The sequence below is a fragment of the Streptomyces sp. NPDC044061 genome, from assembly GCF_056434305.1.
The window spans coordinates 307,590-332,851 of sequence record NZ_JBWKFL010000006.1 but is presented as its reverse complement, the minus strand read 5'-3'; the positions used below and the strand labels follow the sequence as shown (position 1 = coordinate 332,851).

At 71.1% G+C, this 25,262-nt stretch carries 24 protein-coding genes; 15 read left to right on the top strand and 9 right to left on the bottom strand.

Annotated elements, in window-relative coordinates; translation table 11 throughout:
• Window positions 1–219: 219 nt before the first annotated feature.
• Together fomD and AC07CM_RS12860 are read right to left on the bottom strand one after the other, a co-directional pair.
• Window positions 220–909: a cytidylyl-2-hydroxypropylphosphonate hydrolase gene (gene fomD, locus AC07CM_RS12865; RefSeq protein ID WP_478876399.1), complete on the bottom strand. Its 690-nt coding sequence runs from the start codon at window positions 907–909 to the stop codon at window positions 220–222.
• A 72-nt stretch (window positions 910–981) separates the two neighbouring features.
• Window positions 982–2,385 (bottom strand): class II fumarate hydratase, encoded by a 1,404-nt coding sequence (locus tag AC07CM_RS12860; protein ID WP_478876398.1) that lies wholly within the window; start codon window positions 2,383–2,385, stop codon window positions 982–984.
• A gap of 149 nt (window positions 2,386–2,534) precedes the next feature.
• On the opposite strand from AC07CM_RS12860, the gene AC07CM_RS12855 reads away from it, so the two are divergent.
• Both AC07CM_RS12855 and AC07CM_RS12850 read left to right on the top strand, forming a co-directional pair.
• A complete protein-coding gene (locus AC07CM_RS12855) occupies window positions 2,535–3,002 on the top strand; it encodes a peptidase inhibitor family I36 protein (RefSeq protein ID WP_478876397.1) in 468 nt (155 codons plus the stop codon).
• A gap of 128 nt (window positions 3,003–3,130) precedes the next feature.
• Complete coding sequence (locus AC07CM_RS12850; RefSeq protein ID WP_478876396.1) at window positions 3,131–4,006, top strand: hypothetical protein; 876 nt, start codon at window positions 3,131–3,133, stop codon at window positions 4,004–4,006.
• A 115-nt stretch (window positions 4,007–4,121) separates the two neighbouring features.
• Here AC07CM_RS12850 and AC07CM_RS12845 read toward each other — a convergent pair whose 3' ends face one another.
• Window positions 4,122–5,792 carry a fumarate hydratase gene (locus AC07CM_RS12845; protein ID WP_478876395.1) on the bottom strand — a complete coding sequence of 557 codons (1,671 nt, stop codon included), beginning with the start codon at window positions 5,790–5,792 and terminating at the stop codon, window positions 4,122–4,124.
• Between the two features lie 178 nt (window positions 5,793–5,970).
• Between AC07CM_RS12845 and AC07CM_RS12840 the strand changes: the two genes are divergently transcribed.
• A complete protein-coding gene (locus AC07CM_RS12840; protein ID WP_478876394.1) occupies window positions 5,971–6,672 on the top strand; it encodes a DUF1707 SHOCT-like domain-containing protein in 702 nt (233 codons plus the stop codon).
• Window positions 6,673–6,846: 174 nt separating this feature from the next.
• The gene (locus AC07CM_RS12835) at window positions 6,847–7,221 is read left to right on the top strand and encodes a WhiB family transcriptional regulator (protein ID WP_478876393.1); all 375 of its coding nucleotides are present in this window, start codon (window positions 6,847–6,849) and stop codon (window positions 7,219–7,221) included.
• Between the two features lie 153 nt (window positions 7,222–7,374).
• Here AC07CM_RS12835 and glpX read toward each other — a convergent pair whose 3' ends face one another.
• Window positions 7,375–8,409 (bottom strand): class II fructose-bisphosphatase, encoded by a 1,035-nt coding sequence (gene glpX / locus AC07CM_RS12830; protein WP_478876392.1) that lies wholly within the window; start codon window positions 8,407–8,409, stop codon window positions 7,375–7,377.
• A gap of 128 nt (window positions 8,410–8,537) precedes the next feature.
• On the opposite strand from glpX, the gene AC07CM_RS12825 reads away from it, so the two are divergent.
• On the top strand, window positions 8,538–9,062 hold the full coding sequence (locus AC07CM_RS12825) for a DUF4245 domain-containing protein (protein WP_478876391.1): 525 nt from the start codon (window positions 8,538–8,540) through the stop codon (window positions 9,060–9,062).
• 70 nt (window positions 9,063–9,132) lie between these two features.
• Here AC07CM_RS12825 and AC07CM_RS12820 read toward each other — a convergent pair whose 3' ends face one another.
• The 3 genes from AC07CM_RS12820 to xseA all read right to left on the bottom strand — a co-directional run bounded on the left by AC07CM_RS12820 (window position 9,133) and on the right by xseA (window position 11,303).
• The gene (locus tag AC07CM_RS12820) at window positions 9,133–9,723 is read right to left on the bottom strand and encodes a malonic semialdehyde reductase (protein WP_478876390.1); all 591 of its coding nucleotides are present in this window, start codon (window positions 9,721–9,723) and stop codon (window positions 9,133–9,135) included.
• A 136-nt stretch (window positions 9,724–9,859) separates the two neighbouring features.
• Entirely contained in the window at window positions 9,860–10,084 is a 225-nt protein-coding gene (locus AC07CM_RS12815; protein WP_478876389.1) for an exodeoxyribonuclease VII small subunit, read from the bottom strand.
• A gap of 10 nt (window positions 10,085–10,094) precedes the next feature.
• Window positions 10,095–11,303, bottom strand: a complete 1,209-nt coding sequence (gene xseA, locus AC07CM_RS12810) for an exodeoxyribonuclease VII large subunit (RefSeq protein WP_478876388.1) — start codon at window positions 11,301–11,303, stop codon at window positions 10,095–10,097.
• Window positions 11,304–11,464: 161 nt separating this feature from the next.
• On the opposite strand from xseA, the gene AC07CM_RS12805 reads away from it, so the two are divergent.
• Window positions 11,465–12,490, top strand: coding sequence for a 4-hydroxy-3-methylbut-2-enyl diphosphate reductase (locus AC07CM_RS12805; RefSeq protein WP_478876387.1), 1,026 nt, complete (start codon window positions 11,465–11,467; stop codon window positions 12,488–12,490).
• A 65-nt stretch (window positions 12,491–12,555) separates the two neighbouring features.
• On the top strand, window positions 12,556–13,308 hold the full coding sequence (ppgK, locus tag AC07CM_RS12800; protein ID WP_478876386.1) for a polyphosphate--glucose phosphotransferase: 753 nt from the start codon (window positions 12,556–12,558) through the stop codon (window positions 13,306–13,308).
• An 11-nt stretch (window positions 13,309–13,319) separates the two neighbouring features.
• Here ppgK and AC07CM_RS12795 read toward each other — a convergent pair whose 3' ends face one another.
• Window positions 13,320–13,862: a DUF6542 domain-containing protein gene (locus tag AC07CM_RS12795; protein ID WP_478876385.1), complete on the bottom strand. Its 543-nt coding sequence runs from the start codon at window positions 13,860–13,862 to the stop codon at window positions 13,320–13,322.
• 182 nt (window positions 13,863–14,044) lie between these two features.
• On the opposite strand from AC07CM_RS12795, the gene ychF reads away from it, so the two are divergent.
• A complete protein-coding gene (gene ychF, locus AC07CM_RS12790) occupies window positions 14,045–15,133 on the top strand; it encodes a redox-regulated ATPase YchF (RefSeq protein WP_478876384.1) in 1,089 nt (362 codons plus the stop codon).
• 458 nt (window positions 15,134–15,591) lie between these two features.
• Complete coding sequence (locus AC07CM_RS12785) at window positions 15,592–17,010, top strand: ATP-binding protein (protein ID WP_478876383.1); 1,419 nt, start codon at window positions 15,592–15,594, stop codon at window positions 17,008–17,010.
• Between the two features lie 296 nt (window positions 17,011–17,306).
• On the opposite strand, the gene AC07CM_RS12780 is transcribed toward AC07CM_RS12785, so the two are convergent.
• Window positions 17,307–18,524, bottom strand: a complete 1,218-nt coding sequence (locus tag AC07CM_RS12780; RefSeq protein WP_478876382.1) for a serpin family protein — start codon at window positions 18,522–18,524, stop codon at window positions 17,307–17,309.
• 110 nt (window positions 18,525–18,634) lie between these two features.
• On the opposite strand from AC07CM_RS12780, the gene AC07CM_RS12775 reads away from it, so the two are divergent.
• The 6 genes from AC07CM_RS12775 (at window position 18,635) to AC07CM_RS12750 (ending at window position 25,207) form a co-directional block, all read left to right on the top strand.
• Window positions 18,635–19,867 (top strand): DUF4190 domain-containing protein, encoded by a 1,233-nt coding sequence (locus tag AC07CM_RS12775; protein ID WP_478876381.1) that lies wholly within the window; start codon window positions 18,635–18,637, stop codon window positions 19,865–19,867.
• Window positions 19,868–20,030: 163 nt separating this feature from the next.
• A complete protein-coding gene (locus AC07CM_RS12770) occupies window positions 20,031–20,783 on the top strand; it encodes a GntR family transcriptional regulator (protein WP_478876380.1) in 753 nt (250 codons plus the stop codon).
• Between the two features lie 373 nt (window positions 20,784–21,156).
• Entirely contained in the window at window positions 21,157–21,348 is a 192-nt protein-coding gene (locus AC07CM_RS12765; protein ID WP_020942024.1) for an SPOR domain-containing protein, read from the top strand.
• A 31-nt stretch (window positions 21,349–21,379) separates the two neighbouring features.
• Complete coding sequence (locus tag AC07CM_RS12760) at window positions 21,380–21,808, top strand: (deoxy)nucleoside triphosphate pyrophosphohydrolase (RefSeq protein WP_478876379.1); 429 nt, start codon at window positions 21,380–21,382, stop codon at window positions 21,806–21,808.
• 131 nt (window positions 21,809–21,939) lie between these two features.
• A complete protein-coding gene (locus tag AC07CM_RS12755) occupies window positions 21,940–22,368 on the top strand; it encodes an ATP-binding protein (RefSeq protein WP_478876378.1) in 429 nt (142 codons plus the stop codon).
• Between the two features lie 250 nt (window positions 22,369–22,618).
• Entirely contained in the window at window positions 22,619–25,207 is a 2,589-nt protein-coding gene (locus AC07CM_RS12750; protein WP_478876377.1) for a SpoIIE family protein phosphatase, read from the top strand.
• Window positions 25,208–25,262 lie beyond the last annotated feature (55 nt).

The following is a 25,262-nucleotide window of genomic DNA, read 5'->3' as shown; positions in this document are numbered from 1 at the left end:
GAATTACGGCGTGGTCAGAGGTTGTTCCTGTGCCACTCGCGAACCCGCACGGGCCAGGGCCCTCGGCCCTGGTGGTGTTGCCCTGGTACCCCTCGCTCACGTCCTGCCGCCCCTCGGTGACGTATGGTCAGGCCCGGCGCATGCCCCGGGAGTTGTTGCTTCTGAGCGCCCTTGCGGAGGACGATCCTACGTTTGTTGCCCGGGGGCGCATCAAGGGTCTCATGAGGACACGTGCGCGGGCGTACGGTCCCAGCCCTCGGGGAGTGACGGTACCGCCCAGGACGGGTCCGGGCGCCAGTGCTGCCAGCCCTCCGAGAACGGAGGGCCCCACGCGCCGATCGCCTCCACCGCGTCCTGCCCCGCCGCCCGCACCCGCTCGGCCGTCCGCTCGTCCATCAGCCCGTCCCGCTGGGCCTGCGCGAACTCGTCCTCGTCCCGCCAGTGCCAACTGCGGTCCGGGTGCACCGAGATGTCCAGGAAGTAGTCCTCGGAGTCCACACCACCCACCCAACGGGACAACGGCTGCTCGAGGTTGACGTACCAGTTCTTGAACCGCCAGTCCGGCTCCCAGAACAGCCACACCGACCAGGGCCGGCCGGGCCGGGCGAGCTTCAGCACACCCGTGCCGAACCACCGGTCCCGCTGCACCGTGCGCGGCTTGGTGTAGCGGGTCTCCAGGGGCTCCAGGTGGAGGGGCCTGCCATCGGTCAGCACCGGCTTCACGCACTCGGTGCCGGGCGCCAGCCACACCGCGAGCAGGTCCTCGTCGTCCCGGACGACGGTGACGGGCCGCGCGATGTGGAAGCGATCACCGGCGTTCTCCCGGTACCGCCACAGGATCGGGGTCCCGGGGGTCCAGTACGTCGCAGGTCCCGCCGCCACTCGTCTCACCGCTCCGTCGTCCGCCATGCACAGATATTAGGTGCCGTAGGCATACGACGCTGCGGCGCGCGTCACGGTTCGGCGCGGGGGAGCCAGTTGTCACGGGCGCGTCATCCGCAGGACATCCAGCGCCTCGTCCAGCTGCTCCAGGGTGAGGTCGCCGCGCTCCACGTAACCGCCGTCCAGGACCACCTCGCGGATCGTCCTCCGCTCGGCCAGGGACCTCTTGGCGACCTTCGCGGCCTCCTCATAGCCGATGTACCTGTTCAGCGGGGTCACCACGGAGGGTGAGGACTCGGCGTACTCGCGGGCCCGTTCGCGGTCGGCGACGACGCCGTCGACCGTGCGGTCGGCCAGCAGCCGCGACACGTTGGCGAGCAGCCGGACCGACTCCAGCACGTTCTTGGCGATGACCGGGAGCATCACGTTCAGCTCGAAGTTCCCGGAGGCGCCGGCGGTGGTGATCGTCGCGTCGTTGCCGATCACCTGGGCGGCGACCATGAGCACGGCCTCGGGGATCACCGGGTTGACCTTGCCCGGCATGATGGAGGACCCCGGCTGCAGGTCGGGCAGCCGGATCTCGGCGAGCCCGGTGCGCGGCCCGGACGCCATCCACCGCAGATCGTTGGCGATCTTCGTCAGGCCCACCGCGATGGTCCTCAGCTGGCCGCTGGCCTCCACGATCCCGTCCCGGGCGCCCTGTGCCTCGAAGTGGTCCCGGGCCTCGGTGAGCGGCAGCCCGGTGGCCCGCGCGACCTCCTTGATCACGGCTGCGGAGAATCCGTGCGGTGTGTTGATCCCGGTCCCTACGGCCGTTCCGCCCAGCGGCAGCTCGGCCAGCCGGGGCAGCGAGGCGCGCAGCCGCTCGACGCCGTGGCGCATCTGGGCCGCGTACCCGCCGAACTCCTGCCCCAGCGTCACCGGCGTCGCGTCCATCAGATGCGTCCGCCCGGACTTCACCACGTCCGCGAACTCCTCGGACTTGCGGGAGAGGGAGTCGGCGAGGTGCTCCAGCGCCGGGATCAGGTCGTGGGTGACGGCGGCGGTGGCGGCGATGTGGATGGACGACGGGAAGACGTCGTTGGAGGACTGCGAGGCGTTGACGTGGTCGTTGGGGTGCACGTCCCGGCCGAGCCGCTCGCTCGCGAGGGTGGCGACGACCTCGTTGGTGTTCATGTTGGACGAGGTCCCGGACCCGGTCTGGAACACGTCCACGGGGAAGTGCTCGTCCCACGTGCCCGCGGCGACCTCCGCCGCCGCCTCCTGGATCGCCTCCGCGACGTCCTTGTCCAGCACCCCCAGTTCGGCGTTCACCTTCGCGGCGGCCGCCTTGATCCGGGCCAGGGCCTCGATGTGGGCCCGCTCCAGCCGCTGCCCGGACACGGGAAAGTTCTCGACGGCACGCTGCGTCTGCGCCCGCCACTTGGCATGGGCTGGGACACGTACCTCGCCCATGGAGTCGTGCTCGATGCGGTACCCGGCTCCGGCCTGCTCATCTGTCATCTGCGACACCTCCGTGGAGGACAGCATCGCCGAGGTCACGGGTGTTCCCGAGGGAGGCGGGATGCGCGAGTCGGGTGCCTGGAGGCGATATTGACGCCGAGTCACCTCGATGGCTAGTTTGTGATCTTGTAAGTAAAGATTGTGTGTACATGACATTCTTGGAGATCAGGGTGAAGACGAAGAGAGCCATCGTCACCGGCGCCGCACTCGCGGCGGCCTTCCTGGCGACGGCGCAGGGTGCCGCGTTCGCCGACACGCACAACTCGTCGGACACGAAGGGCAGCACCGGCCGGTGCGCCTCGAGCCACGTGTGCCTCTACTACCACTCGGGCGAGACCGGCGCGAAGCTGAGCGTCGCCTACGACTCCAACAACGCCCAGGTGACGGCCGCGCTGCCGAACCTCGGCAACTACTACTTCGACTCCTCCGGCGCCGGCGCGGGCCAGACCGTGAAGAACAACGCCGCGTCGGCCGAGATCCAGGGCATGTGGTGCTCCATGTGGGTCTACTACAACAGCAACTACGGCGGCAACGTCGACAACCTGGTCGGCAACTCCTACGGCCAGCTCTGGTACACGTACAACGAGGACGCCTCCCTGAAGGCGGGCTGTCCGTAACCGTGTCCCGGCCCCGACCGCCTCGCGCGGTCGGGGCCGAAGGCTTTGCAGCGCGGCCCGCGGTTCGCCGAGACCGTCGGGCGACCGAGAATCGATGGATCATGCGAAACGTCAGGAACGGCCTCACCATGGCATGCGCCGCAGTCACCCTGCTGGCGCTTTCTTCTTGTGCCGCCTCGGGGGGTGAATCCGGCCATGATCCCCGAAATCCGGCGCCCGCGGAGCACGCGCAGCGGCCGTCGCCCGACGAGGGCACGCGGCCACGCGCCGGGGCCGACGGCAATCCGCTCCCGCTGCCCGTGCAGAAGTACCTGCTGACGCCGGGCGAAATCTCCGGAGTCAGGTCCGCGACCATCGTCCTGGTGAACAAGTGCCTGGGGCAGCGAGACGTTCCGTTGCTCAAGCAGCCGGTGAACACGGGGAGCCACGAGGGCAATCCCGACCCCTACGAGGTCGGGCGGCGCTACGGGCCGATCGTCAGGGCCGACGTCATGACCTACGGCTACCACCTGCCTCCCGGCTGGGTCGGCGGTACCCCGCCGCCGAAGGCCTCGGCCCGGCAGCAGGCCGCCATGGACGGACCGACGGGCTGCCTCGCCGTCTCCCAGGCGGAGCTAACCGGCAACCACTCGCTGGACTCGCCGGTCGCACGCCGGATCAGCAGCAAGAGCTTCGTGGAGTCCATGAAGACCCCCGAGGTGAAGGCGGTCACCGCGGACTGGTCGGCCTGCATGGCCAAGAAGGGCTATGCGTTCACGGCCCCCCTGCAGGCGCTGTCGAAGGCCGATCTCACGCCGCCGAAGCCGAGCGCGAAGGAACTGCGCACCGCGGCCGCCGACTATGCCTGCAAGGTGTCCACCCATCTGATCTCGACGTGGCAGCGGGTCGAGACCGGGATGCAGGACAAGGAGATCGCCAAGCACCGGGCGGCCCTGCAGAAGGCGAACGCGCAGCGGACCAGGATCCTGGCGAAGGCGGACAAGATCATCGCTCAGGGGGGATGAGTCCCGCTTCTGGCTGCTCGTGAACGTCGGCGGCGGAGGCGAAGGGGCGTAGCCCCTGGGCGGGACGGGGCAGGGGCGGCGGGGGCGAGAAACGTCCCCGGCCGCCCCCGCGCTGCTACGCCAGCCCCGGCCCACGCACCGGAATGCTCGTGAACGTCGGCGCCGGGGCGGGATCCTGGAAGAAGTCGTTGCCCTTGTCGTCGACGACGATGAACGCCGGGAAGTCCTCGACCTCGATCTTCCAGACGGCCTCCATGCCCAGCTCCTCGTACTCCAGGACCTCGACCTTCTTGATGCAGTCCTGGGCGAGGCGGGCGGCCGGCCCGCCGATGGAGCCGAGGTAGAAGCCGCCGTGCGCGTCGCACGCGTCGGTGACCTGCTTCGACCGGTTGCCCTTCGCCAGCATCACCTTGGAGCCGCCCGCCGCCTGGAACTGCTCCACGTAGGAGTCCATGCGGCCGGCCGTCGTCGGGCCGAAGGAGCCGGAGGCGTAGCCCTCGGGGGTCTTCGCCGGGCCCGCGTAGTACACCGGGTGGTCCTTCAGGTACTGCGGCATCTCCTCGCCCGCGTCCAGCCGCTCCTTGATCTTGGCGTGCGCGATGTCACGGGCGACGACCAGCGGGCCGGTCAGCGACAGCCGGGTCTTGACCGGGTACTTCGTCAGCTCGGCGAGGATCGTGTCCATCGGCTGGTTGAGGTCGATCTTCACGACGTCGCCGTCCGACTCGAGGTGCTCGTCGGTCGTCTCCGGCAGGAAGCGGGCCGGGTCGGTCTCCAGCTGCTCGAGGAAGACACCCTCGGCGGTGATCTTCGCGACGGCCTGGCGGTCGGCGGAGCAGGAGACGGCGATGGCGACCGGGCAGGAGGCGCCGTGGCGGGGCAGGCGGACCACGCGGACGTCGTGGCAGAAGTACTTGCCGCCGAACTGGGCGCCGATGCCGATCTTCTGGGTCAGTTCGAAGACCTTCTCCTCCAGCTCCTTGTCCCGGAAGCCGTGGCCGAGCGGGGAGCCCTCGGCCGGCAGCTCGTCCAGGTAGTGCGCGGAGGCGTACTTCGCGGTCTTCAGCGCGTACTCGGCGCTCGTGCCGCCGACGACGATCGCCAGGTGGTACGGCGGGCAGGCGGCCGTACCGAGCGAACGGATCTTCTCCTCCAGGAACTTCATCATGGAGGCCTCGTTCAGGACCGCCTTCGTCTCCTGGTACAGGAAGGACTTGTTGGCCGAGCCGCCGCCCTTCGCCATGATCAGGAACTTGTAGGCGCCGCCGTCGGTCGCGTACAGCTCGATCTGGGCCGGCAGGTTGGAGCCGGTGTTCTTCTCCTCCCACATGGTGAGCGGAGCCATCTGCGAGTAGCGCAGGTTGAGCTTGGTGTAGGCGTCGTAGATGCCGTGCGAGAGGTGCTTCTCGTCCTCGCCCTCGGTGAGGACGTTCTGGCCGCGCTTGCCCATCACGATCGCCGTGCCGGTGTCCTGGCACATGGGGAGCACGCCGGCCGCCGCGATGTTCGCGTTCTTCAGCAGGTCGAGCGCGACGAACTTGTCGTTGCTCGACGCCTCCGGGTCGTCGATGATCCGGCGCAGCTGGGCCAGGTGGGCCGGGCGCAGGTAGTGCTGGATGTCGTGGATGGCCTCCTCGGCCAGCTTGCGCAGCGCCTCCGGCTCCACCTTGAGGAACGTCCGCCCGTCCGGGCCCTCGACGCTGGAGACGCCCTCGGACGTCACCAGCCGGTAGGGGGTGGTGTCCTCTCCCTGGGGGAGCAGATCGGTGTACGCGAACTCAGGCATCTCAGCCCATTCCTCACTCTGACGGACGGCCGCCCGCCGACGCTGGCGGGCCTCACCAGCGTAGAACCTGCCGCCGACACGAAACCTGTGAGGTAAGGCTCAGTTCCCGTACGGGGGTCGACACACGGGTTGTCCACACCCCTAGTCGCGATCTATCGCGTTTCGGTACGCTGCTGCCGTGGACCTTCAGAAGCATGCTCCAGCCCAGGACACGGCCCCGCGTCTCGCCGAGTTGCGCGCCTCGGACGCCGACCGCGACCGCGTCGCCGACATCCTCCGCGAGGCCCTGGCCGAGGGCCGGCTGACCGCCGACGAGCACGCCGAGCGGGTGGAGGGGGTGCTGCACGCCAAGACGGTCGGCGAGCTGGAGGTCTTCATCCGCGACCTCCCGGTCGCCCACCAGCGGCCCGCGGCCCCCGCCTACACCCCCGTGCCGCCCCGCCCCGCGCCCGGGGCCGTCCCGGCCGAGGCCGACGCGAACGTGGTGGCCGTCTTCAGCGCCGCCGCTCGCAAGGGCCGCTGGCGCGCGGGGCGCAGGCTGCACGCCTACGCGATCTTCGGCAGCGTCGAGATCGACCTCAGCGAGGCGATCTTCGAGTACCAGCAGGTCGTGATCAAGGCCGTCTCGGTCTTCGGCGACGTCCAGATCCGCGTCCCGGAGAACATCTCGCTGCGCGGCACCGGCGGTGGCGTGCTGGGCAACTTCGAGGTGGACACCCTGGACTCGGTCGAGTCCGACGCGCCCGTGGTCTACGTCGACGGATGGGCCGTACTGGGCAACGTCGAGGCGCGGCCCAGACATGGCAAGCGCGTGGCGGACATCCTCGACCGTGTCCAGGACAAGGTCGACAGGAAGCTGCGCAAACACCTCGGCCGTTGACGGTCGCGAATCCGCCGGTGGTCACAAGGGCGCCGGCCGGTGGCGGCGGGCGCGTGGGGGCGTGAACAAGCCGCCGCGCGCCTGCGGTTGGGAACGCAGTGCATAGGCGCGCGCACAGCGGGTAGGCCTTGCTGCATCGTCGCTCACTCGCGAAGCCGTCGTCAGGAGTAGACCGTGCTGCAACCGCCGCATTCGTCCCTGCAGGTAGCTGCCGTTCCGGCCCAGCGGGTGCCAGCGCGCGACAGGGACCAAGACGCGCCCTGGCACACCGAAGCGGTGTGCCGGCGTGATGAGGCCGGCCTGTTCTTCGCCCCGTCCAAGGAGCCGACGGCCGCCCGCCTGTCCCGTGAGGAGGCGGCCAAACGCGTCTGTGCGCGCTGCCCCGTCATGGTCGAGTGCCGCGAACACGCCCTGCTCCAGCCGGAGCCGTACGGCGTCTGGGGCGGCCTGACGGCGGCGGAGCGCCGAGTGGTCCTGGCCAGGCGCCGCCGGCGGGACCTGGAGCTGAAGAAGGCGGCACGGGCGACGACGAACCGCATAGCCGGCTAGGGCCTCTCTTTCGGATCTTGCCGGGGACGCGGGGTACGCAAGGCGCCGCCGCTCCGAGCCGACCCGATCCGAAGGAAAGGCCCTGGGTGCACACCGACGGGAAGCGCCCTCTCCGCACAGAGGGTGCTTCCCGCTCGCTTGCCTGCCCGGGTGCTACTTGGCCCGGTCGAAGTCGATCGCGCTGTAGGCCCGCAGCTTGCTCAGCCGGTGCTCGGAGTCGATCCGCCGCACCGTCCCGGACTTCGACCGCATCACGATCGAGTCGGTGGTGGCGGTCTCGGACCGGTACCGGACCCCGCGCAGCAGCTCGCCGTCCGTGATGCCGGTGGCGACGAAGAAGACGTTCTCCCCGGTGACCAGGTCCTCCGTGGTCAGCACCCGGTCCAGGTCGTGCCCGGCGTCGACGGCCCGCGCACGCTCCTCCTCGTCCTTCGGCCACAGCTTGCCCTGGATGGTGCCGCCCAGGCACTTGACCGCACAGGCCGAGATGATGCCCTCGGGGGTGCCGCCGATGCCGAGCAGCAGATCGATGCCCGTGCCCTCGCGCAGCGCCAGGATCGAGCCGGCGACGTCGCCGTCGGTGATCAGCTTGATGCGCGCGCCGGTCTCCCGGATCTCCTTGATGATGCCCTCGTGCCGGGGGCGGTCCAGGATGACGACCGTGACGTCCTCGGGCGTGGAGCGCTTGGCCTTGGCGACCCGGCGGATGTTCACCGACACGGGCGCGTTGATGTCCACGAAGTCAGCGGCCTCGGGGCCGGTGACCAGCTTGTCCATGTAGAAGACGGCGGACGGGTCGAACATCGCGCCACGCTCCGTGGCGGCCAGGACGGCGATGGCGTTGGGCATGCCCTTGGCCGTCAGCGTGGTGCCGTCGATCGGGTCGACGGCGATGTCGACCTCGGCCCCGGTGCCGTCGCCCACTCGCTCCCCGTTGAAGAGCATCGGGGCCTCGTCCTTCTCACCTTCGCCGATGACGACGACGCCGTTCATCGACACGGTGGAGACGAGGGTCCGCATGGCGCGCACCGCGGCGCCGTCGGCGCCGTTCTTGTCACCGCGGCCGACCCAGCGGCCCGCGGCCATGGCCGCGGCTTCGGTCACCCTGACGAGCTCGAGGGCGAGGTTGCGGTCGGGGGCCTCGGAGGGAACGTCCAGTTCGGACGGGAGGTGATGATGCTCGGTCATCGGAGCGCACCTTTCTGATACGACGACGGCCGGATGAGGGTATTGCCTCCTGACTCTATCGTTAGGCAGACAAAATGAGCAGGGGACCCCACGGATGAGCGCTCCGGGCACCTGCGACGATAGAGGGCGTGGCAGGTTCGAACGGCAAGCAGAAGACGGTCCGGGACATGATTCTTTCCCTGGGCCTCATCGGGTTGGCGGCGGGGTTCATCTATCTCCTCGTCCCGCACGACGATCACGCTCCCGACATCAAGCGGGTCGACTACCAGGTCGAGCTGCTGACGGCACGCCGTGCGGCGAGCTACCCGGTGGCCGCCCCGGAGGGCCTGCCGAAGGCATGGAAGGCGACCTCGGTGCGCTACCAGGGTGAGAACTCCGACCGCTGGCACCTCGGCTTCCAGGATCCCGAGGGGCAGTACGTGCAGGTCGAGCAGTCCACTCAGAAGCGCGCCGACTTCATCGACCAGGCCAGCCAGGGTGCCTCGGCGACCAAGCGGACCGAGCGGATCGGCGACCGCACCTGGACCCGCTACACCGGCGGCCGCTACGACGCCCTGGTCCTCGAGGGCACCCGGGGCTCCACGACCGTGGTGGCGGGCACGGCCTCCTTCGACCAGCTGACGAAGATGGCGGCGGCGCTGAGGCTGCGGTGAGCGCCCGCGCGGGCGTACGACGAAGGGCCCCCGGCAGTGCCGGGGGCCCTTCGTCGTACGCGGGGGTGGCTCAGACGGTCGTGACGACGTCCTCGTAGGCCAGGCGCGGGGAGCGCGGGTACCAGGCGTCCGGACCCGGCCGGCCGATGTTGACGACCATCAGCGGGGTGTGGTCGTCGTCCAGGAACTCCTTGCGGACGCCCTCGAAGTCGAGGCCGGTCATCGGGCCCGCGGCCAGGCCGGCGGCGCGGACGCCGACGATGAAGTACGCGGCCTGCAGGGCGGCGTTCATCGCGGCGGAGCCCTCACGGGACGGGCGCTCGGCGAAGAAGACGTCCTTGGCCTGCGGGAAGGCCGGGAAGAGCGTGGGCAGCTCCTCGTGGAACTCGTTGTCCGCGGCGAGGATCGCGACCAGCGGGGCGGTGGCGGTCTTCGCCCGGTTGCCCTCGGCCATGTGCTGCACCAGGCGCTCGCGGGCCTCGGGGGAGCGGACCAGGGTGATGCGCAGCGGGGTCTGGTTGAAGGCGGTGGGGCCGTACTTGACCAGGTCGTAGATCGCCTGGACCTGCTCGTCGGTCACCGGCTCGTCGGTGAAGGTGTTCGCGGTGCGGGCCTCGCGGAACAGCAGGTCCTGGGCGGCGGGGTCAAGAACGAGAGACATGCGTGACTTCCTCGGATGCGCGTCCGGTCCGGGGCCGGACCAGCTGACGGCACCGACCCTACGACAGGGAAGTTCAAACTTCAACAAAAGGCGGGGTGTGGTGATCCGCTTCACGGCATGCGCGTGCGCCTCCTGCCTACTCGGAGTCCTCCTCGGCCTCCTCCTCGGCGAGGGCCGCGTCCAGCCGCGCCCGCGCGCCCTCCAGCCACCGCCGGCACACCTTCGCCAGCTCCTCGCCGCGCTCCCACAGCGCCAGGGACTCCTCCAGCGTCGTACCGCCCGCCTCCAGCCGACGTACGACCTCGATCAGCTCGTCCCGGGCCTGCTCGTACGAGAGCGCCTCATCCACCTTGCCGGTCATCCCACCAACCCTAGACATCGACTCGAACCGTCAACTCGCCCTCGGCGACCCGCGCGCGCAGCGTCTCGCCCTCCGCCACCTCGGCCGGGTCCCGCACCACGTGGCCGTCGGTCTTCTGCAGCACCGCGTATCCGCGCTTGAGGGTCGCGGCGGGGGAGAGGGCCACCACGCGCGCGTGCGTGTGGGTCAGCTCCGAGTCCGCGCGGTCCAGCAGATGGCCGAGGGTGCGCCGGCCGCGGTCGAGCAGGGCGGCCACGTGATCGGCGCGCTCGTCGACCATCCGGTGCGGATCCTCCATCGACGGCCGGGCCAGCGCGTGCGCGAGACCGCGCTCCTCCCGCTCCACGGACGCGTGCGCGCAGCGCCGGGCCCGGTCCCGCAGCATCCGCACCCGCTCGAACTCCTCGCCCACGTCCGGCACGACCTTCTTGGCCGCGTCGGTCGGCGTGGAGGCGCGCAGGTCGGCGACGTGGTCCAGCAGCGGGTTGTCCGGCTCGTGCCCGATGGCGGAGACGACCGGCGTACGGCACTCCGCGACGGCACGGACGAGCTGCTCGTCGGAGAAGGGCAGCAGGTCCTCCACGCTGCCGCCGCCCCGAGCGACGATGATGACGTCCACGTCCTCGATCGCGTCCAGCTCCTTCACGGCCTGGACGACCTGCGGCACGGCGTGCACGCCCTGCACCGGGACGTTGCGCACCTCGAAGCGGACGGCCGGCCAGCGGTGACGGGCGTTCTCCAGCACGTCCCGCTCCGCGGCGGAGGCGCGGCCGCAGACCAGCCCGATCAGCTGGGGCAGGAAGGGCAGCGCCTTCTTGCGCTCCGGCGCGAACAGGCCCTCGGCCGCGAGCGCCTTCTTCAGCTGCTCCAGCCTGGCCAGCAGCTCGCCGACGCCGACCGGCCTTATCTCGGCGGCCCGGAGCGACAGCTGGCCTCTGGGCGCGTACCACTCGGGCTTCGCCAGTACGACGACCCGGGCGCCCTCGCCGACGACATCGGCGACGGAGTCGAACACCTGCCGGTAGCAGGTCACGCCGACGGAGATGTCGTGCGAGGGGTCCCGCAGAGTCAGGAACACGACCCCGGCACCCGGCCGCCGCGACAACTGCGTGATCTGCCCCTCGACCCACACCGCGCCGAGTCGGTCGATCCAGCCCCCGATCAGCCGGGAGACCTCGCCGACGGGGAGGGGGGCTTCGGGGGTGGTTTTCGCAGCCATGGGCTCGAGCGTAACGGGGGCTACCGACAGTGGAGCGCCGTCGGCTCCGTGCTGCCGCCGACGCCGCGGCCGGCCGCGAGGTCCGGCTGCTCGAGAGACCGCACGGGTTTCCCGGAACCGCGGCGGTACGCGATCCCGGCGCCCCCGAACGCACCCTTACGATGGGTGCCATGACCGCTTCGCCTGGCCGCCGTGTCCTGCTCGCCGCCCCCCGGGGCTACTGCGCCGGTGTGGACCGCGCCGTGATCGCCGTCGAGAAGGCCCTGGAGCAGTACGGGGCCCCGATCTACGTCCGGCACGAGATCGTCCACAACAAGTACGTCGTGCAGACCCTGGAGAGGAAGGGCGCCGTCTTCGTCGAGCGGACGGAGGAGGTGCCGCCGGGCAACATCGTGATGTTCTCGGCGCACGGCGTCGCGCCGGTCGTGCACGAGGAGGCCCGGCAGGGCCGGCTCGCCACCATCGACGCCACCTGCCCGCTGGTCACCAAGGTCCACAAGGAAGCCGTCAGGTACGCCAACGAGGACTACGACATCCTCCTGATCGGCCACGAGGGCCACGAGGAGGTCATCGGCACCTCCGGCGAGGCCCCCGACCACATCCAGCTGGTCGACGGACCCGAGGACGTCGCCGAGGTCGAGGTCCGCGACCCGTCGAAGGTCGTCTGGCTGTCCCAGACCACCCTCTCCGTGGACGAGACCATGGAGACCGTCGACGCCCTGAAGACGAAGTTCCCGGGGCTCGTCTCCCCGCCCAGCGACGACATCTGCTACGCCACCCAGAACCGCCAGCTCGCCGTGAAGCAGATGGGCGCCGAGGCCGAGCTGGTCATCGTGGTCGGCTCGCGCAACTCCTCCAACTCCAAGCGGCTGGTCGAGGTCGCCAAGCTCGCCGGCTCCCGCGAGGCCTACCTCGTGGACTTCGCGAGCGAGATCGACGAGGCCTGGCTGGAGGGCGTCACCACGGTCGGCGTCACCTCCGGTGCCTCCGTCCCGGAGGTCCTGGTGGAGCAGGTGCTGGAGTGGCTCGCCGAGCGCGGCTACGGCGACGTCGAGATCGTCAAGGCGGCCGAGGAGTCCATCACCTTCTCGCTGCCCAAGGAACTCCGTCGTGACCTGCGGGACGAGGCCGCGACCCTGGTCGCCGAGCGCGGCGGGTCGGGCGCCTCGGACAGCGCCGCGGAGTGAGGGGCCGGGCGTACGGGGGGCCGAACACCCGAGTGACTGTCAGTCGTCCGTCGTAACGTGGAGCCATGCAGATCTTCGGCGTGGACATCGGTGGGTCCGGGATCAAGGGTGCTCCCGTGGACCTGGACAAGGGCGACCTGGCCCAGGAGCGCTGCAAGGTGCTCACCCCGCACCCGGCGACGCCCGAGGGCGTGGCCGACGGCGTGAAGCAGGTCGTCGACCACTTCGGCTGGACGGGCCCGGTGGGCCTGACCTTCCCCGGAGTGGTCACCGGTGGTGCCACGGTGCGTACGGCGGCCAACGTCGACCGGAGCTGGATCGACACGGACGCCCGCGCCCTGTTCGGCGGCCGGCTGGGCGGCCTGCCGGTGACCGTGGTCAACGACGCGGACGCGGCGGGCGTCGCCGAGATGCAGTTCGGCGCCGGGCGGGGCCGCCGGGGCACGGTCGTCCTGCTCACCTTCGGCACCGGCATCGGCAGCGCCGTCTTCGTCGACGGCGTCCTGGTCCCCAACACCGAACTGGGCCACCTCGAGCTGGGCGGTCACGACGCGGAGAAGCGGGCTTCCAGCAAGGCCAAGGAGGACCACGAGCTGACCTGGGAGCACTGGGCCCGCCGCGTCCAGAAGTACCTCGCGCACGTCGAGATGCTCTTCTCGCCCGAGCTGTTCATCATCGGCGGCGGGGTCAGCCGCAAGGCCGACAAGTTCCTGCACTTCGTCCAGGGGGTCAGAGCCGAGATCGTGCCGGCCCAGCTGCAGAACAACGCGGGGATCGTCGGAGCGGCGATGCGGGCGGCGCAGGCCCGGGAGGGATAGCGGAGCCCGGCTCAGCCGTGGCGGCGGGCCCGCACCCACAGCACCCGGCGTACGAGCACGGTCACCCCCGCGACCAGCGTCCCCCCGTAGAGCCAGCCCGCCTGTGTGGCGAGCCCGGTGACCAGTCCCATCAGCCGTCCGAGCGGACCGCCCTTGCCGTCGGCGACGGGGAAGAGGCCCACCGCGAAGGCGATGGGGACGACGACGGGCGCGGTGAGCAGGTCGCCGCCGCGCACCCACAGGGCGGTGAGCAGGCACACCGGCAGGAACAGCACGCCGTACAAGGTCAGGGACGCCCCGAACAGCAACTGGTCCAGGAAGCCGAGCAGGAACATCGCGGCCGCGCAGAACAGCCCCCCGCCGAGCCCGGTGAGCCGGGGGCCCGGCACCTCGGCCGGCGCCACCGGCCGGGTGCTCCGTACCCGCCCCGCGGCCCGCTCCGCCTCCCGCGCGGACCTGCGCTCGCCCGCCGGCCGTCGTGCCCGCGGCAGCGGCGCGGACGGTGTGCCGCGCCGCCGTGCGTCGTTCGGGGGTCGCCTTCTGCGTTGCTCCATTGGGCCAACTTAGGTCTGTTTATGTGTCGAATCGGCCCTCAGACACGCCGACGAACAGAGCTTGGCCGGGGGTGCGACGCTCCCGCGAGCTCGCCGCCGCGGACGCCGTAGACTGGTGGATCGGCCAGCGTCTCTGGCCCCCTGGCAGCCCCTGGCCCCTCTCATCTACGGGAAGTCGCAACGTGTCGCTCACGATCGGAATCGTCGGCCTGCCGAATGTCGGCAAGTCGACCCTGTTCAACGCCCTGACCAAGAACGACGTGCTGGCGGCCAACTACCCGTTCGCCACGATCGAGCCGAACGTCGGCGTGGTCGGCGTCCCCGACGGGCGCCTGGCCAAGCTGGCCTCGATCTTCAGCTCCGAGCGCATTCTTCCGGCCACGGTCGACTTCGTGGACATCGCCGGCATCGTGCGCGGCGCCTCCGAGGGCGAGGGCCTGGGCAACAAGTTCCTCGCGAACATCCGTGAGTCGGACGCGATCTGCCAGGTCATCCGCGCCTTCAAGGACGAGAACGTCGTGCACGTCGACGGCAAGGTCTCGCCGAAGGACGACATCGAGACGATCAACACCGAGCTGATCCTCGCCGACCTCCAGACCATCGAGAAGGTCCTGCCGCGCCTCCAGAAGGAGTCCCGGATCAAGAAGGACATCGCTCCCAAGGTCAAGGCCGTCGAGGAGGCGAAGGAGATCCTGGAGAAGGGCGACACGCTCTTCGCCCACGGGATCGTCCAGGGCACCGAGCGCAACGAGCTGCTGCACGACCTGCACCTGCTCACCACCAAGCCGTTCCTCTACGTCTTCAACGTCGACGAGGACGAACTGGTCGACGAGGAGTTCAAGAACGAGCAGCGCGCCCTGGTCGCCCCGGCCGAGGCGATCTTCCTCAACGCCAAGCTGGAGGCCGACCTCGCCGAGCTGGACGAGGAGGAGGCCCTGGAGCTGCTGGAGTCCGTCGGCCAGCACGAGCCGGGCCTGGCCACCCTTGCCCGCGTCGGCTTCAACACCCTCGGCCTGCAGACCTACCTGACGGCCGGCCCCAAGGAGTCCCGCGCCTGGACCATCAAGAGGGGCGCCACGGCCCCCGAGGCGGCCGGTGTGATCCACACCGACTTCCAGAAGGGCTTCATCAAGGCCGAGGTCATCTCCTTCGAGGACCTGGTGGAGACGGGCTCGGTCACCGAGGCCCGCGCCAAGGGCAAGGCCCGTATGGAGGGCAAGGAGTACGTGATGAAGGACGGGGACGTGGTGGAGTTCCGCTTCAATGTGTAGCGGGTGAAATACCACCACGTCCGGTCTGGATAAACGTGCAGATCAGAAGGGGTCCGACTCCTCGGGGTCGGGCCCCTGGTCTCTTCCCGTGCCGGGATGGTGCTGGGACGATGTGAAGCGCCCGTGCTGGGTCGTGCACCGTGAGGTGCTTGGCGAGAGGGAGTGGGTGGGGCGAGCGCCCCGTCTTCGCGTCCGCCCGGCGTCGTCTCTCAGCCGAGGAGGGGCAGGTCCCGGGCCTGAAGTGGCCACGTGCCCGCCGACGCTGGAAGCCTGCCCTCCCGTTGCGGCGGGAGCAATCGGCGCGACCGCGGTCCAGGACCATTCCGTGCGCTTCTCCGCCCCGGCGAGGACATCCTGGTGGCCGCACTCGTGGCCGTGAGCGACAGCTGGCGAAGGTGCTCCACTAACATCTATGTTACTAACATCGACATTAGTGTCATGTGTGGGGGTCGACAGGCATGGTGGAGTTTGTAGGCCGTCGGCAGGAACTGGCGACGCTGGAGCGAGAGCTGCAGAAGGTGGCGGCAGGGGTTGGCGGAGAGCGGCCCGGCCGGTGCGTGATGTTGCGGGGGCGGCGCCGGGTGGGCAAGTCGCGACTGGTCGAGCGGTTTGCGGAGCGCTCCGGAGTCCCGTTCTTGTTCTACGCGGCGACCGGCGCGTCCCCTGGGAGCGATCTGGCACGGCTGGCCCGGGACGCCCAGGCATCGACGCTGCCGCTGGCGCGGCTGGTGGCCGCCGCACGGCCGGAGAGCTGGGATGCCGCGTTCGATGTGCTGGCCGCGGCGCTACCCGCCGACCGGGCGAGCGTGCTGGTCATCGACGAGGTGCCGTACCTGATGGATGTCGATGGTGCCTTTGAGGGGATGCTGCAACGGGCGTGGGACCGGGTGCTGGAGACCAAGCCAGTGCTGCTGGTCCTCATCGGCTCCGATCTGTCGATGATGGAGGCTCTGAACAGCTACGGGCGACCCTTCCATCAGCGTGGCCGGGAGATGGTGCTCGGGCCGCTGAACCCCGCAGAGGTGGGAAGGATGCTCGGGTTGGAACCAGCGGAAGCCTTCGACGCCGCGCTGGTCACCGGCGGGCTGCCGCTGATCTGCGCGGAGTGGCCGCACGGCGCGGGGCTGTGGGACTTCCTGGGCGAGGCCCTGACTGACCCCGTCTCGGCCCTGCTGGTGTCGGCCGAGCGCTCGTTGGCCGCCGAATTCCCCCCGCAGGCTCAGGCGCGTACGGTGCTGGCGGCCATCGGCAGTGGCGAGCGGACCTTCACCAACATCGCGCGTGCGGCCGGCGGGATCGGGGCCACGCCGCTGCAGCGAGCGCTGGAGCTGCTTACCGACAAGCGGATCGTCGCCGCGGAGCTGCCCGTATCGCTGCGTCCGTCGAAGGACCGCCGCTACCGGGTGACAGATCCCTACCTGCGGTTTTGGCTGCACCTGCTGGGCCCGTCCATGGAGGAGATCGAGCGAGGGCGGGGCGATCTGACCTTGGCGCGGATCCGGGAGAGCTGGAGCAGCTGGCGCGGCCGGGCGATCGAGCCGCTCATCCGCGAGGCGCTCGCCCGGATACTGCCCGACGACCGGCTCCCCGCGGCCCCCGCGGTGGGCGGCTACTGGACCCGCACCAACGACGTCGAGATCGACATCGTCGGGGCGGACCGCGCCCCCATTGCCAAGGAGCTGCTCTTCGTCGGCTCCATCAAGTGGCTGGAGCAATCTCCCTTCGACCGGCACGACCTGGCGTCCCTTCACCGGCACCGCGCCGCGCTCACCGACGAACCCGTTCCAGTCGTGGCGGTCTCGCGCAGCGGAGCCGACTGTCCGGGGCTCGATGCCGACTACGGCCCGGGCGATTTGCTGACCGCTTGGGCGCTTTGAGCGGCGGATCTGCCGCCCTGGAGTTCCGCTTCGACGTCCGAGCGAGCAGTCCGGAAGGGGTCGGGTTCCGCGGAGCCCGACCCCTTCGCCGTACCGTTCACCTTCCACCCGGACCTGGAACTGGTCGTCGATCCCCGCCTATTGACCCATGACCGGATCTACTTCAACGCGGCCCGGCTGGACCTGTCGATCGTCCTGTCCGTGCCCGCGTACGTCGCCCTGACCCGCCCCCGCTGACCCTTCCGCTCCCGCGTGAGTGCCCCTTGGCCGGCGTCCTCGGACAGGGCGCGGCGTCGCTAACGCGTCCTGAGGGGATACGGCGCTGGATCCGTCACCCAGCCCGCCACCAGCACCAGCCGGGACTCGCGGTCGACGGCGAGGAAGCCGAAGGGGCGGTCGAAGGACACCCGCACGACCGTGGTCTCGTGGCGGTACTGCGGGACACCGGCGCCGTACCCCGGCATGACCGCCGTCACCGCCGCCGCCCGGAAGCCGAGCGCGCCGAACCGGGCGAGGGCGGACTGGCGGGCTGCCTGGACGGCCAGTGGCATGGTGCTGACGCCCGGGAAGTGGCCCTGCCCGGCGTCCCGGGCGGTGGTGAGCCCGAACAGGGCGTGCAGCGCCAGCAGATCGTGGTCGGCGCGCACCTCGTACGCCACCGTCCGCACGTCCAGTGTGAGCGGCTCCGGCGCGACGGCCGGCTCTCGCTCCACGTGCAGGCCGGGCCCGGCGTGCCCGAACGGGAGCCGGCCGCCCCCGGTGACCGGGAGCGCGCGCTCCACCACCCCGACCCCGGCCGTCAGCACCTGGCCCGGCGTCATCCGCTCCTCGCCGAGCACCAGGTGCACGTCGATGCCGTTGTCGCCGGGCACCGTCAGCGCGGTCACGAAGCCGTCCGGCGTGCTCGTCACGCCGACCCGGTCCGGCCGGACGCTCCGGCGGCGCAGTCCGAGCAGTGAACGGCCCTGCCAGGGACCGGCCTCCGGGCGCAGCACCGTCTCGGTGAACGGCTGCCGCCAGTCCGTGCGCAGCGCGAGTGCACTGGCCAGCACCATCCGCGCCTCGCGCGTCAGCGTCACCGGCATCCGCTCCACGAGCCCGCCGGTCCGCCCGGCCGCCCAGGCGTCCAGCCGTTCCTGCGCGGTGACGAGGTCCGCACCGAACACCCCGTGCGTCCGGGCCGGCAGCCCGGCCCGCCACTCCTCGCGCAGGCGGAGGGAGTCGTGCGTCCACAGCCCGAGGGCCGCGTCAAGACCGGACACCGACTCCAGCGCGGTGAGCAACTCCCGTGCGGCGGCGCCCGCCTGATCCGCCGGCACGCCGAGCGCCTCCGCCAGCTCCGCCCGCGCGGCCCCCGTCGCCCCGTCCGCCAGGAGGGCCAGCAGCGGCCAGACCCCGGCCGCCGAGAGGACCGTGGCTCCGGAAGCCCCAGCCGCCCACCGTGCGGTGAGCCCGTTCACCGCCCGCACGGTGGTGCTCCCCGTCCGGCTTTCCACCCGGGCTCCCGCCCTCATTCCGCCCCCACTCGTGCCCCGCTTACCATGCGCCCAGTCGTACGTCAGTCCAGCCGCCGGTCCCTCGCCGGTCCTGTGCTGCCGCCGCCCGACCCAGGAGCACGGTACCGGTGTCCATACCCCCGCCCCCCGGCCCCCACCAGCCACAAGGGCCGTATCAGCCACCCCAGCCGCACCCCCAGGGGCCGTACGGACCGCCGGGGTATCCGCAGGTCCCCCAGGTCTCCTATGGGCCGTACCAGCCGTGGACGCAGGGCTACAGCCCCCACAACCGGCCGGCGCCCGTCAACGGTCTCGCCATCGTCTCCCTGGTGTTCGGCGTGCTGTGCTGCCTGCCGGGCGTGGGCGTGGTGCTCGGGCTCGTGGCGCTGCGGCAGATCCGCCGGCGGGGCGAGCGCGGCACGGGGCTGGCGGTCGGCGGCGCGGTGCTGTCCGGGATCGGGCTGGCGCTGTGGGCGCTGATGCTGGCCACGGGCGGCGCCTCGGACTTCTGGGAGGGCGTCAAGGAGGGCGCGCGCGGCGGCGCGAGCATCTCGCTGGTCAAGGGCGAGTGCTTCGACGCGCCCGGCGGGCGGCTGAGCGGGGAGACGTACGACGTCGACAAGGTCCCCTGCTCGGGCGAGCACGACGGCGAGGTGTTCGCCTCGTTCCGGCTGAAGGACGGGCCCTACCCCGGCGACGACTCGGTCACCGGCACCGCCGACGAGCGCTGTTACGGCCTCCAGGACGGCTACGCGATGGACGGCTGGGCCGTGCCGGGCGACGTCGACGTGTACTACCTCACGCCCACCGAGGACAGTTGGTCGACCGGGGACCGGGAAGTCACCTGCGTGTTCGGCAACGCGACCGAGGGCGGCGACCTCACCGGCTCGCTGCGCAACGACGAGACCGTCCTCGACGCCGACCAGGTCGCCTATCTGAAGGCCGCTCACGTCCTCAACGCGGCTCTCGCCACCGCCCCGGACTCGGAGTACGTCGAGGACGACCTGCCGGGCCACAAGGCGTGGGCGGGCCGGATGACGGCCGCGCTGGCCGAGCAGGCCGGGATGCTGCGCGGCCACACCTGGCCCGCCGCCGCCCGCCGGCCGGTCGCGGCCCTGACGGCCGACCTGGACAAGGCACGCGCCGAGTGGGCGAAGGCCGCCAAGGCGAAGGACGCGGACGCCTTCTACCGGCACTACGACGCCGGCCTCGGGCTGCTCGACCCGAAGGAGGCGGTCCCCGTGCGCACCGTCCTGGACCTGGAGACCACCCCGCCCGCCGACGACGGCGGTGACAGCGGTGACGGCGGTGTCGGCGGCTCGGGCGACACCGGCGGCAGCGGAGACGGCATGGCGGTGTGATCGAGCGGAGGTGTGACCGCGGCTATAGCGGGGAGAAAGTGCCTGGGTAAAGCCCTCAGCGACCACATGTCATCACATCGAGTGATTCTCTGGCCTTCGCTTGCACGGCACAACCCACGGTTGCCAGGCTGTTGCTGTCTGTACAACCTGATGGGAGCGGCCAGTGACTTTCGGTGAGCAGCCGGCCTACCTGCGTGTCGCGGGTGATCTCCGCAAGAAGATCGTCGACGGTTCACTTCCGCCCCATACCCGGCTGCCCTCACAGGCCCGCATCCGCGAGGAGTACGGCGTCTCGGACACGGTCGCGCTGGAGGCCCGCAAGGTGCTGATGGCCGAGGGGCTGGTCGAGGGCCGCTCCGGGTCGGGGACGTACGTGCGCGAGCGGCAGGTGCCCCGGAGCGTGGCCCGCTCCGGGTTCCGTCCGTCCGGCGGTGCCACGCCCTTCCGGCAGGAACAGGCCGACGCCGCGGTGCGCGGTACCTGGGAGTCCAGCAGCCGGCAGGCCGAGGCCGGCGCCGCCGTCGCCGAGCGGCTCGCCATCAGCCCCGGCGACCGGGTCATGCGCACCAAGTACCTGTTCCGGGAGGCCGGGGAGCCGATGATGCTCTCCACCTCCTGGGAGCCGCTCGCCGTCACCGGCCGCAGCCCCGTGATGCTGCCCGAGGAGGGCCCGCTCGGCGGCATGGGCGTCGTCGAACGCATGCGGGCCATCGACGTCATCGTGGACAACGTCACCGAGGAGGTCGGCGCCCGCCCGGGTCTCGCCGAGGAACTGCAGGTCCTGGGCGGTGTCCCCGGACATGTGGTGATCGTCGTCCAGCGCACCTACTACGCCTCCGGCCGCCCGGTGGAGACCGCCGACGTCGTGATCCCGGCCGACCGCTACCGCGTCGCGTACCACCTCCCCGTGAAGTAGCGCACACCCCGGCACGCCCCTCGCGCCGGCATCCAGGCGCGGCGACCCGGGCCCCCACCTCCTGTGGTCCGTTGCAATCCGGCCGTTTTCCCAGGTGGTCCAGGGTCCGCCCGGTATGCCCCCGACCCACGACATCGGCACGCCGGACGGCGCGTTCGACACCGTGCGCCCCCTGCGTTCTGGCTGGTTGCGTACCTCTTTGTGAAAAGGCGTATTCGCTCCGTGAAGGTAGGGCGTACGCTCGGGCATATGCGGATCGGGGTTTCCTCAGGCGGGGCACGGCGGGGGCCCAGGACGGGCTGGGATTCCACCCGCACGAGCGCGGCCGGGTGTGGGGGAGGGTGGGGCAATGCGAGAAGGAACGGTGGGGGCGATGAGTGAGGGCACGGTCTCCCTGCCCTGGATCGTGATACGGCAGGACGACAACGGCAATCGCTACCGCGTGGGACGGTACGCGACCCGGGCCGAGGCCCAGAAGATAGCCGACAGCCTCGACGACCGCGGCCACAAGCAGCTCTACTGGGTCGAGCGCATCGGCCAGAACGGCGACGGCGCCCACAACTGACCCTTGGCGCGCCTCCCGTAGGCTCCGGCCCATGACCGAACGGATCGTGGTGGTGGGAGCCGCTCTGCTCGACGCCGGCCGGCTGCTCGCCGCCCGCCGCAGCGCGCCCCCCGAGCTGGCCGGGCGCTGGGAGCTGCCCGGCGGCAAGGTCGAGACCGGTGAGCGGCCGGAGGACGCCCTGGTGCGCGAACTGCGCGAGGAACTCGGCGTCGACGCCGAACCGGTCGAGCGGGTGCCGGGGGAGTGGCCCCTGAGATCCCCCTATGTCCTGCGGGTGTGGACCGCGCGCCTGCGCCCCGGCTCCGCCGCCCCGCGGCCCCTCCAGGACCACGACGAACTGCGCTGGCTGACTCCGGCCGAGGTCTGGGACGTGAACTGGCTGGACCAGGACGTGGCGGCGGTGCGGGAGATCGGTTCGCTGCCCCTGTTCCCGGCCGGGCCGGGCGACGGAAGGGCGTAACCCGCGGCCCGGCGCTCGCGCCGGTGCGCGCGGCGGCCCGTACGCCGTTCGTGCCACAGTGCACCGTCCCGCGCGGTAATGCCCTCTGGATACCGGGTATGTCCCCATTAACCCCATGAAACCGGACATGGGTGGGCTCGCTGGCCTGGGAAGTGATCGGCGTGATCGACACCGAAGGCGACTGCGCCGAATGGACCTTTCCCGCGGAACCGGGCGCCGTGCGCAACGCCCGTGCCGCGGTCCGCGGCCAGTTGCAGGGCTGGGACCTCGACTGCCTCGCCGACCTAGCCGCGCTGCTGGTCAGCGAGTTGGTGACGAACTCCCTGCGACACGCCACCGGCCCCATCGGCGTACGGCTGGTACGCGCCGCCGGGCTCGAGGGCGCGCTGCGGGTCGAGGTCTCCGACCCGCTCCCGGACCCGCCGCGCGAGCGCGTCGCCCACGACGAGGACGAGAACGGCCGCGGTCTGCAGCTGGTCGCGGGCTCGTCGCTGCGCTGGGGCACCCGGCCCGGTGGCACCGGAAAGACCGTCTGGTTCGAGCTCGCGGTGCCCGGGTGAATCCGGTGTACACCCCGGCGTACGCCGTCCACCGCGCGATCCGGGTCGGTGACGAGGGCGAGAGTGCGTGATTCGAGGGCGTGTTCCCTGGTTAGAAGACTGGAAGTGTTCTCGCAGTCCGGTCCGAAAAACACCTGGACCGAGCTGTGATCGTGAACACCGTGTCGTGCGGCGCCGTAGTGCTGGATACTGCGGGCAGCCGCCCCCGGTGACCGGTGCCGGGCGCGGTGAGCTGGAGGGGACGGTTCGCGTGAGCGAGATACCAGCGAAGGCCACGGAGTCCGAGGACCCGTCGGACGGCGCCAGGGGCCGGGCCGCGGAGGCTGCCGCGGCACCCGGCGCCACCGTGTGGCAGAGCAGCCCGCCCGGCTCCATGTACGACTACATCAAGGTCGCGTCCTTCTCCATCAGTCCAGGGGGCCTGGTCGACCAGTGGAGCCTGCGCGCCGAGCAACTCTTCGGCGTCCCCGCCGAACGCGCCGTCGGCATGGACCCCATCGAGGCCTTCGTCGACCCCGATCTGCGCGAGCGGGGCCAGCACAAGATGGCCGAGATCCTCGACGGGCGGGAGTGGACCGGGGTCGTGCCCTTCCGGATCCCGGACGATCTGGACGGGCGGCGCGGCGAGGAGGGGCTCGCCGAGGTCTACGTCATGCCCACCCGGACCGCCGAGGGCGACAAGGCCGCCGTCTGCATCGTCGTGGACGTCCGCACCCTGCGCAGCATCGAGACCGACCTCGCCGCCTCGCAGGCCATTTTCGGTCAATCCCCGTTCGGCTTCCTGCTGATCGACGGCGACCTCCGAGTGCGCCGTGCCAACATGCGCTTCGCCTCCATCTTCGGCGGAACCCCGGACGACCACCGGGGCAAGGGAGTTCACGACTATCTGCCGCGCGGTGAGGCAGAGCGGGTTTCGGCCACCCTGCGACGGGTGCTGGAGAGCGGCGACTCCATCACCGACATGCATGTCACGGGCTTCGTCCCGGGCTCCGAGGAGCGCCGGCACTGGTCCGTCAACCTCTACCGCGTGCACAGCGGCAGCGGCCGGCCCATCGGCATCGCCTGGCTCGGCACCGACATCACCGCCCGCCGCGCCGCAGCCCGCGAGGCGGCGGCCGCCCGCCGCAACCTCGCCCTGCTCAACGAGGCCGGCGCCCGCATAGGGAACTCCCTGGACCTGGAGACCACGGCACGCGAACTCCTCGACGTGGTCGTCCCGGGCTTCTGCGACCTCGCCACCGTCGACCTCTACCAGGGCCTGCTCGCCGGCGACGAGACCCCGCCCGGTCTCGCCGACGGCAGCGCGGAACTGCGCCGGGTCGCCTTCGCGAGCGCCGTCTCGGACGCGCCCTTCATCGGCTCGGGGGAGTCCGTCGCGGTCGGCGCGGTGCACCACTTCCCCTTCAACTCGCCCTGCGCGGACGCCCTGCGCACCGCCCGGCCGCAGCACGTACCCGCCGAGGACGGCGGCCTCGTGCAGTCCACGCTGGCCGTGCCGATGGTCGCCCACGACACCGTCGTGGGGCTGGCCCAGTTCTCCCGCACCAAGGGCAGCGAGCCGTTCGGCGACCGCGACCGGGACCTCGCGGTCGAACTGGCCGCACGTGCCGCCGTATGCATCGACAACGCCCGCCTGTACCGCCGTGAACACGAACGCGCCCTGATACTGCAACGGTCCCTGCTCCCGCCCGGCGACCCCGAGGCCTCCGGTCTGGACATCGCCTGCCGCTATCTGCCGGGCAACGCGGCCACCGAGGTCGGCGGCGACTGGTTCGACGTCATAGAACTCCCCGGTCACCGCACGGCGTTGGTGGTGGGAGACGTCATGGGCCGGGGGCTGCGCGCCGCGGTGGCGATGGGCGAACTCCGTACGGCGGTCCGCACGCTGGCGCTGCTCGACCTCGAACCGGCGGAGGTGCTCTCCGCGCTGGACGAGATCGCCCGCGGCCTCGGCACCCCCGGTGGCGTCCAGCAGGCCACCCGCGCGGCCCGCCAGCCGCGCGACGCCGACCTCTCCGAGGTCTACCTCGCGACCTGCGTGTACGCCGTCTACGACTCCGTCACCAGACGCTGCACGTTCGCCAACGCCGGCCACCTGCCCCCGGTGCTGGTGGAACCCGGCGAGGCGGCCCTGATGCTCGACGTCCCGCCGGGAATGCCGCTGGGCGTGGGCGGCGAGCCCTTCGAGGAGGTCGAGGTCGAACTCCCGGAGGGCGCCCTGCTCGCCCTCTACACGGACGGCCTGGTCGAGTCCCGCGACCACCCTCTGGACGAGGGTCTCCAGGCCTTCGTGGGCGCGCTCACGGACCCCTCCCGTCCCCTGGAGGACGTCTGCGACCACGTCCTCAACACCCTCGACACCCACCACGGCGAGGACGACATCGCCCTGCTGATGGCCCGGGTCCAGGGCCTGCCCGAGGACTCCGTCGGCGACTGGACGCTGCCGCGCGAGCCGCGCAGTGTGGGGCGGGCGCGCGAGTACGCCCGGGCACAGCTGCTCGACTGGGACCTGGAGCCCCTGGTCGACACGACGGAGCTGCTGGTCAGCGAGCTGGTCACCAACGCGCTGCGGTACGGCGAGGGCGAGATAAGGCTGAGACTGCTGCTGGACCGCACCCTGGTCTGCGAGGTCTGGGACTCCGGCCTCGTCCAGCCGCGGCGCCGGCGCGCCCGCGACACGGACGAGGGCGGCCGGGGCCTTCAGCTGGTCGGCCTGCTCAGCGCGGCCTGGGGCTCCCGCCGCACCCCGCGCGGCAAGACGGTCTGGTTCGAACTCCCGCTGCCCGGAGGCGAACACGGCCTGACGGACCCGGCAGAGGCCCTGCTCAGCCTCTTCTGACAGAGCCGGGCCACTGGAGTCGTCGGCGGCCGCGCCTCTGGTCTGCCGACGTCCG

Coding starts and splice junctions, on each gene's coding strand:
- AC07CM_RS12815 (WP_478876389.1), bottom strand. CDS start 10,084: ATGACCGGCAAGGTGGATGAGGCGCTCTCGTACGAGCAGGCCCGGGAC.
- AC07CM_RS12820 (WP_478876390.1), bottom strand. CDS start 9,723: ATGTCTCTCGTTCTTGACCCCGCCGCCCAGGACCTGCTGTTCCGCGAG.
- ppgK (WP_478876386.1), top strand. CDS start 12,556: ATGCAGATCTTCGGCGTGGACATCGGTGGGTCCGGGATCAAGGGTGCT.
- AC07CM_RS12845 (WP_478876395.1), bottom strand. CDS start 5,792: ATGCCTGAGTTCGCGTACACCGATCTGCTCCCCCAGGGAGAGGACACC.
- xseA (WP_478876388.1), bottom strand. CDS start 11,303: ATGGCTGCGAAAACCACCCCCGAAGCCCCCCTCCCCGTCGGCGAGGTC.
- glpX (WP_478876392.1), bottom strand. CDS start 8,409: ATGACCGAGCATCATCACCTCCCGTCCGAACTGGACGTTCCCTCCGAG.
- fomD (WP_478876399.1), bottom strand. CDS start 909: ATGGCGGACGACGGAGCGGTGAGACGAGTGGCGGCGGGACCTGCGACG.
- AC07CM_RS12805 (WP_478876387.1), top strand. CDS start 11,465: ATGGGTGCCATGACCGCTTCGCCTGGCCGCCGTGTCCTGCTCGCCGCC.
- AC07CM_RS12850 (WP_478876396.1), top strand. CDS start 3,131: ATGGCATGCGCCGCAGTCACCCTGCTGGCGCTTTCTTCTTGTGCCGCC.
- AC07CM_RS12795 (WP_478876385.1), bottom strand. CDS start 13,862: ATGGAGCAACGCAGAAGGCGACCCCCGAACGACGCACGGCGGCGCGGC.
- AC07CM_RS12760 (WP_478876379.1), top strand. CDS start 21,380: ATGACCGAACGGATCGTGGTGGTGGGAGCCGCTCTGCTCGACGCCGGC.
- AC07CM_RS12785 (WP_478876383.1), top strand. CDS start 15,592: ATGGTGGAGTTTGTAGGCCGTCGGCAGGAACTGGCGACGCTGGAGCGA.
- AC07CM_RS12765 (WP_020942024.1), top strand. CDS start 21,157: ATGAGTGAGGGCACGGTCTCCCTGCCCTGGATCGTGATACGGCAGGAC.
- AC07CM_RS12860 (WP_478876398.1), bottom strand. CDS start 2,385: ATGACAGATGAGCAGGCCGGAGCCGGGTACCGCATCGAGCACGACTCC.
- AC07CM_RS12780 (WP_478876382.1), bottom strand. CDS start 18,524: ATGAGGGCGGGAGCCCGGGTGGAAAGCCGGACGGGGAGCACCACCGTG.
- AC07CM_RS12855 (WP_478876397.1), top strand. CDS start 2,535: ATGACATTCTTGGAGATCAGGGTGAAGACGAAGAGAGCCATCGTCACC.